Origin of the sequence: Rhodopseudomonas sp. B29, assembly GCF_000333455.1 — a bacterium.
In the GTDB taxonomy this organism is placed as follows: Bacteria; Pseudomonadota; Alphaproteobacteria; order Rhizobiales; family Xanthobacteraceae; genus Rhodopseudomonas.
In genome coordinates, this window is sequence record NZ_BADD01000085.1 from 1 (window position 1) to 6,121 (window position 6,121).

General features: G+C 65.3%; 5 protein-coding genes. 2 read left to right on the plus strand and 3 right to left on the minus strand.

From position 1 onward, the window contains the following. The coding region (locus I5M_RS03085; RefSeq protein WP_022720061.1) for a TonB-dependent receptor at window positions 1–1,219 on the plus strand (1,219 nt) is incomplete at its 5' end. 257 nt (window positions 1,220–1,476) lie between these two features. After that, on the plus strand, window positions 1,477–3,705 hold the full coding sequence (locus I5M_RS03090; protein ID WP_031335188.1) for a trehalose-6-phosphate synthase: 2,229 nt from the start codon (window positions 1,477–1,479) through the stop codon (window positions 3,703–3,705). A 43-nt stretch (window positions 3,706–3,748) separates the two neighbouring features. On the opposite strand, the gene I5M_RS03095 is transcribed toward I5M_RS03090, so the two are convergent. The 3 genes from I5M_RS03095 to I5M_RS29105 form a co-directional block, all read right to left on the minus strand. Then, entirely contained in the window at window positions 3,749–5,107 is a 1,359-nt protein-coding gene (locus tag I5M_RS03095) for a TIGR03808 family TAT-translocated repetitive protein (RefSeq protein WP_022720063.1), read from the minus strand. 99 nt (window positions 5,108–5,206) lie between these two features. Next, window positions 5,207–5,461: a hypothetical protein gene (locus I5M_RS03100; protein ID WP_022720064.1), complete on the minus strand. Its 255-nt coding sequence runs from the start codon at window positions 5,459–5,461 to the stop codon at window positions 5,207–5,209. Window positions 5,462–5,516: 55 nt separating this feature from the next. Further along, window positions 5,517–6,121 (minus strand): pyroglutamyl-peptidase I (locus tag I5M_RS29105; RefSeq protein WP_307704341.1); only part of this gene is annotated, 605 nt, incomplete at its 5' end.

Below are 6,121 nucleotides of genomic sequence, written 5' to 3' on the forward strand. Positions count from 1 at the left end.
CGGTACCGACCTCGGCTACAATATCAAGGCTTCGGTGATCGCCTCGGAGCACGACCTCATCCGCGTCGGCAACGAGACCCACGCCTATCGGCTCGACGATTGGTGGGATCCTGTCGCCGGCTCCGGGATGATGATGTCGCCCAACACCTTCATCAACATCAACGACGGCCGCCGCACCCGGTTCGGCACCTTCGTCGAATGGGAGCGCCACTGGGATCGCGAATGGACGACGCTGGTGGGCCTGCGCAACGACGTGGTGTCGATGAACACCGGCAACGTGCAGGGCTACAGCATGATGTACGCTGGCGATGCGGCGCGATTCAACGCGCTCGACCGTGCCAAGACCGACGTCAATCTCGACGGCTCGGCCCTGATCCGCTACGAGCCGAATCCGATCAATCAGTTCGAACTCGGCTTCGCCCGCAAGACCCGCTCGCCGAATCTCTACGAGCGCTACGCGTGGTCGACGTCGGCGATGGCGATGCAGATGATCGGCTGGTTCGGCGACGGCAACGGCTATGTCGGCAATATCGATCTGAAGCCGGAGAAGGCTCACACCGTGAGCTTCACCGCGACGTGGCACGATCCGGCGCAGAGGCTGTGGGAGGTCCGCATCACGCCGTACTACAGCTACGTTCAGGACTATATCGACGTCGATCGCTGCGCGATCGGAAGCTGCACGGCCGCCAACGCGACCGCGACCAACAGCTTCGTGTTCCTGCAATTCGCCAACCATGACGCCGAATTGTACGGCGTCAACCTCGACGGCCGGCTGGCGGTGTGGGACACTCCGGCCTATGGCCGCGGCGTGTTGCGTGGCCAGCTCGCTTACGTGCACGGCCAGCGCACCGACGGCGTCAACTTGTATCACGTGATGCCGATCAACGCGAAACTGGCGCTCAATCACGAGCTCGGCGGCTGGATCAGCAGCGCCGAGGTGCAATTGGTCGGCGCCAAGACCGACGTCAGCCAGGTCCGCAACGAGATCGCCACGCCGGCCTACGCGCTGCTCAATCTTCGCACCGGCTATCGCTGGCAGAACGTGCGGCTCGACGTCGGCATCGACAACGTGTTCAATAAATTCTACTACCTGCCGCTCGGCGGAGCCGACCTGGTCGATTTCCAGGCCGTCTCGATGATGGGATCATCGCCGATGTGGGGCTACTCGGTTGCCGGGATGGGGCGATCGTTCAACACCCGGCTCACCGTGAGTTTCTGAGCCGACGACGCTGCGCCGGGACGCCGTCACACAGCGACCCGGCGCAGCGCGCCGCCTCGGTCAACGCCGAGTTCGTGAGAACGTTCTCGTAATGCTTACCGAGCCCTATCACGTGTCGAACGATCGTGTACGATGCCGCACGGACGAGCGTTTCGGGTGATTTGTCGCGAGCTGCCAAACTCGGTAAGACGGCGGTCACGTTAAGCGTCGCGCAATCCCGTGGAACGCTGCATGAGCCGAGGAGTACCCGACATACGATGCAGCGACGCTTGAAACGCAGCCTTTTGTTCGTCGGCGCCGCGCTCGCCGCGGCATTTGCATTGGCTCTGGCAATCGCACCGCTGGCGCGGCCGCTGATCGATCAATGGTCGCGTGCCGACGTGGAGTCGCGGTCGCGGCTCGTGTTCAACGCCGTCAAGGATCAGCTCAAGCGGGCGATGGCGGATCGCGATTACGAACGGCTGGCAGGCATATTCGAGAGCGTCGCGCTCGATCAGCGGATCCTCGCGGTCGGTCTGTGCGATTCGACGGGGCTGCTGATCAAGCCGACGCGGCTGATGCCCGCGACGTTTTCCTGCGACAAGGTGGCGAGGTCCGACGCGGCCAGCTTCTCGATCATCAGCAGCGATGGCTTGCGCATCATGGTCAGCGCGTTCCCGGTCACGGAGCGCACGCAGAAGTCCTATTTCGTCATCCTGCACGATCTCAGCTTCATTGGTGCGCGCTCGGGCGAGGCGCAGACGCGTCTGGCCGCGCTGCTGGCGGTGGTCGCCGCTATCATGATTGCCGCCGCCGGCGTCGGCTTCGCGCTGGCGTTCCGGAGCTGGATGAATTCGCTGCGCCGCGCGGTGCAGGAAATCCACCCGGGCTCGACCGCGATGGACCCGCGGCGCGATCTCGCCTCGATCGACGAAGAGATCAAGCGGCTGCTGCGTGCCCTCGAGGCTGGCCGCGTCACGATCGGCTCGGCCGAGATCGACTGGTCGCCGGCTTCGTTGCAGCGGCTGTTGGTCGAACTGATGCCGGAAGCCGAAGTGCTGATCCTCTCCAACCGCGAGCCGTATATCCACAACCGCATCGACGGCACCGACACCGTCGAAGTACAGATTCCGGCAAGCGGCCTGGTGTCGGCGCTGGAGCCGGTGATCCGCGCCTGCGGCGGCACCTGGATCGCGCACGGCAGCGGCTCGGCCGATCGCGAAGCCGTCGACGCTCACGACCGGCTCGACGTGCCGCCGGGCGATCCGGCCTACGTGCTGCGAAGGGTCTGGATCGACGACGACGAACAGGACGGCTTCTACTACGGCTTCTCCAACGAGGGGATGTGGCCGCTGTGCCATATCGCCTTCGTGCGTCCGCAATTCCGCGACGAAGACTGGCGCTCCTACCGGCTGATCAACGAGCGCTTCGCCGACGCGGTGATTGAAGAGGCCAAGACCGAAGATCCCGTGGTGCTGGTGCAGGACTATCACTTCGCGCTGGCGCCGCGGCTGATCCGCCAGCGCCTGCCCAAAGCGACCATCATCAGCTTCTGGCATATCCCCTGGCCGAACGCCGAGACCTTCAGCATCTGCCCGTGGAAGGAGGAGATCATCGAGGGGCTGCTCGGCAGCACCATCATCGGCTTCCACACCCAGTTTCACTGCAACAATTTCTTCGAAACCGTCGATCGCTTCGTCGAGAGCCGGATCGACCGCGAGCACGCCACCGTGACCGTGCAGGGCCACGAGACCATGGTGCGCGCCTATCCGATTTCGATCGAATGGCCGCCCAAGGCACTCGACGGCCTGGCGCCGGTCGAGACCTGCCGCGCCGAGGTGCGGCATTCGCTCGGCCTGCCGCCCGACACCAAGCTGATCGTCGGCATCGAGCGCTTCGACTACACCAAGGGCATCCTCGACCGGATGAGGGCGCTCGACGATCTGCTGACGCGCGAGCCGCAGTGGAAGCACCGGCTGGTGTTCGTTCAGGTCGCGGCGCCGACGCGCAGCCGGCTGGACAGCTACAGCGCGCTGCAGGCCGAGGCGATCGCGCTGACCGACCAGATCAACGCCCGCCACGGCGAGGGCGACTACAAGCCCATCCACCTGATCGTGAGGCACCACGGCCCGGCCGACGTCTTCAGGCTGTTTCGCGCCGCCGATATCTGCATCGTCAGCAGCCTGCACGACGGCATGAATCTGGTGGCGAAGGAATTCGTCGCCCCCCGCGAAGACGAGCGCGGCGTGCTGATCCTGTCGAGCTTCACCGGCGCGTCGCGCGAACTGTCCGAGGCGCTGATCGTCAATCCCTACAACACCCGCGAGATGTCGGAGGCGCTCGGCGCCGGCCTGCGCATGCCGGATCACGAACAGGCGGTGCGGATGAGTTCGATGCGTCGCCAGGTTCGCGAATCCAACGTCTATCGCTGGGCCGGCCGCATGCTGATCGACGGCGCGACGACGCGGCGCCGGCAGCGAATCCTGGATATTTCCGGAGCGCGCTGATCCGGATCGCAGCGCTGCGATTGGGTTTGCAGCGAGCAGCTGATCACCGCACCGAATTCGGCCCCAGCATCACCTGCGGCCGTTTTTCCGCGTTCGGCAGCGTCAGGTCGGGCGTCACCGGCTGGGCATGATCGAGGCCGACGACGGCGCCGCGTTTCGTCTCGGCGATGATGTTATTGCTGATGGCGGCCGTGCCGGCGCCGTCCGCCACCGAGATGCCGATGCCGACGAAGGATCGGCGCACGACGTTGCCGGTGATGGCGACATCGCGCAGATACTTGCCCCAGCCGGCCATGATGCCGAACGCCGGTGCATTCTCGACGACGTTGCCGGTCACCGCGCTGTCGGCCTCGACATAGATTCCGACGCCCGCATCGTCGTCGGGCGCGGTGCCGATCGGGCGCTTCGGCAGCAGGTTGCGGATGATGTTGCCTTGCACGGTTGCGAGCCGGCCGCCTTCGTTGAAATTGCAGACCGAGACACCGACGGCGGCGCCATCGACCGTGTTGTTCGCAATCACCGCGCCTTCGAAGGCGAACTCCGAATATAGCGCGACCTCGCGGACATTGCTGATGCTGTTGTCCGTGATGTGAATGTTCGATGCCGAGTTGCCGCGCACCGCTGAGTAATCGCAATCCTTGATGCGGTTGCCGCTGATCACCACATTGCCGGCGCGAAACGCGTTGATGGCGTTGCCGTATTGTCCTGAACCGCCGGGGCCGGCCTTGATGTTCTCGATGCGGTTGCCGGTGACGAGCGTGCCGTCGTCGCCAATCGCGGTGCGCAGGATTTCAATGCCGTTGTCGTTGGTATCGATAATGGTGTTGTCGCTGACGCGCAGCCCGCGCGCGTCGAACGACACGACGCCGGTGACGGCGATCCTGTTCAGCATGTTGCTGGTGATGGCGCCGGACGAGTTCTCCAGCCAGATCCCCGAGCCGCCGCTGGCCGCAATCGTGCAATCAGTGATGCGCAGCTCGCGCGCGACGACGCAGTGCACGAGCCCGCGCCGCTGCGGCAGCGGAATCGCGCCGCCGTCGAGCACGAGGCCGCTCAGCGTCACGTTGTCGGCGTCGAGGCTGTCGAACAACGAGGGGCCACCGCTGAACAGCAGCCGTGTCGCGCCGCGAACGCCGGACAGTTGCGCACCGGCGGGCAATTTCAGTGGACCGGTCCTGTAGGTCCCCGGCGCAAGCGCCAGCGGGACGCGCTGCGCGGCAGCTTCATCGATCGCCCGCTGCAACGCCAGGGTTTGATCGACATCACGGTTCGGCTGGACGCCGAGATGCGCGGCATCGCGGCCGCGCCGGGCAGACTGTGCGAAAGCCGCGAGCGGAGCAATCGTCAGCGCGGCGGCACCGGCGGCCAAGCCGCCGATCAGGTCTCTTCGATGCAGCGTCATGACTGTGGTCCTGCAATGATTTGCATCGATTAGTAACGCAAATTGCCGCCGCGGCAGGGCCACGGCGGTGAAGGACTGCGGTGATGTTCGGCAGTAGGGTTAACTGGCCTTCGCCAGCTGATAATCGCGCGCGGCGTGGGCTTCGGCCTCGTTGTGCTCCGGGCTTTCGCCAGGGTCGGCCGGGCATTGACGGATTTCGTAGCCGTTATCGAGCACGCGCCGCAGCTTGGGCGTTTCGTCGCCAGGGTCCACATCGACCACGAGGCCGCTTTCGCTGGCGTGTTTCCAGACGCTGGCTTCGGTCGGATACGACTTGCTGATCTTGGCGTCGTCGCAGAACAGCGCGTAGGGCATGGTTTTCCTCCGGTCCCACTTAACGACGGTGCACCGGGACGGGTTCCATATGGGATTACGCCGGTAGGGCAGCCGCCAGCCGAGCCCGCCGGCTCAGCCGGATGAGTTCCACCAGCATTGCCTCGCCGGCATCGACCAGTTCTTCGAGAGTGATCGACCCGTTCGGATGGGCGCCGCCATCCCGCGCGGTGAGGGGAACGTGAATGAAAGCTGCCAGTGCAGGGTCGCCGGCGACCGTCGTCGCTTGGTGCGCGCGGAAGGCCAGATAGTTGCAGAGGTAGCGGCCGGCATCGCGGGAGCTGCGGGCGTCGATGCCGGTCGCGAGCGCCGCGCGCAGCAGCCGGGCGGTGTGGGAGCCAAACCGCCGCGCATTGGCTCCTGGCTCGATCTGTCCGGTCCGCAGCTTGGCGCCGCTTGCGTCCGGCCACAGCATGGAGACCGCATTGCGGGCGCGGGTCTCGACGCGCAGATGCGCGGTGCGCGCCGCGAGGCCGAACATCAGTAGCGCATCGGGCTGATAGCTGGCGATTAGGTCCGGAAGCTCGCGATCGACGGTCTGGTAGCTGACGTCGAAGATGTGACCCTCACGTTCAACATCGCCGAACAGCGGGCCGAGGGATTTTGACGAGACCCTCCACCAGCTCCGGCGTCGGATTGTAC

Coding starts and splice junctions, on each gene's coding strand:
- I5M_RS03090 (WP_031335188.1), top strand. CDS start 1,477: ATGCAGCGACGCTTGAAACGCAGCCTTTTGTTCGTCGGCGCCGCGCTC.
- I5M_RS03100 (WP_022720064.1), bottom strand. CDS start 5,461: ATGCCCTACGCGCTGTTCTGCGACGACGCCAAGATCAGCAAGTCGTAT.
- I5M_RS03095 (WP_022720063.1), bottom strand. CDS start 5,107: ATGACGCTGCATCGAAGAGACCTGATCGGCGGCTTGGCCGCCGGTGCC.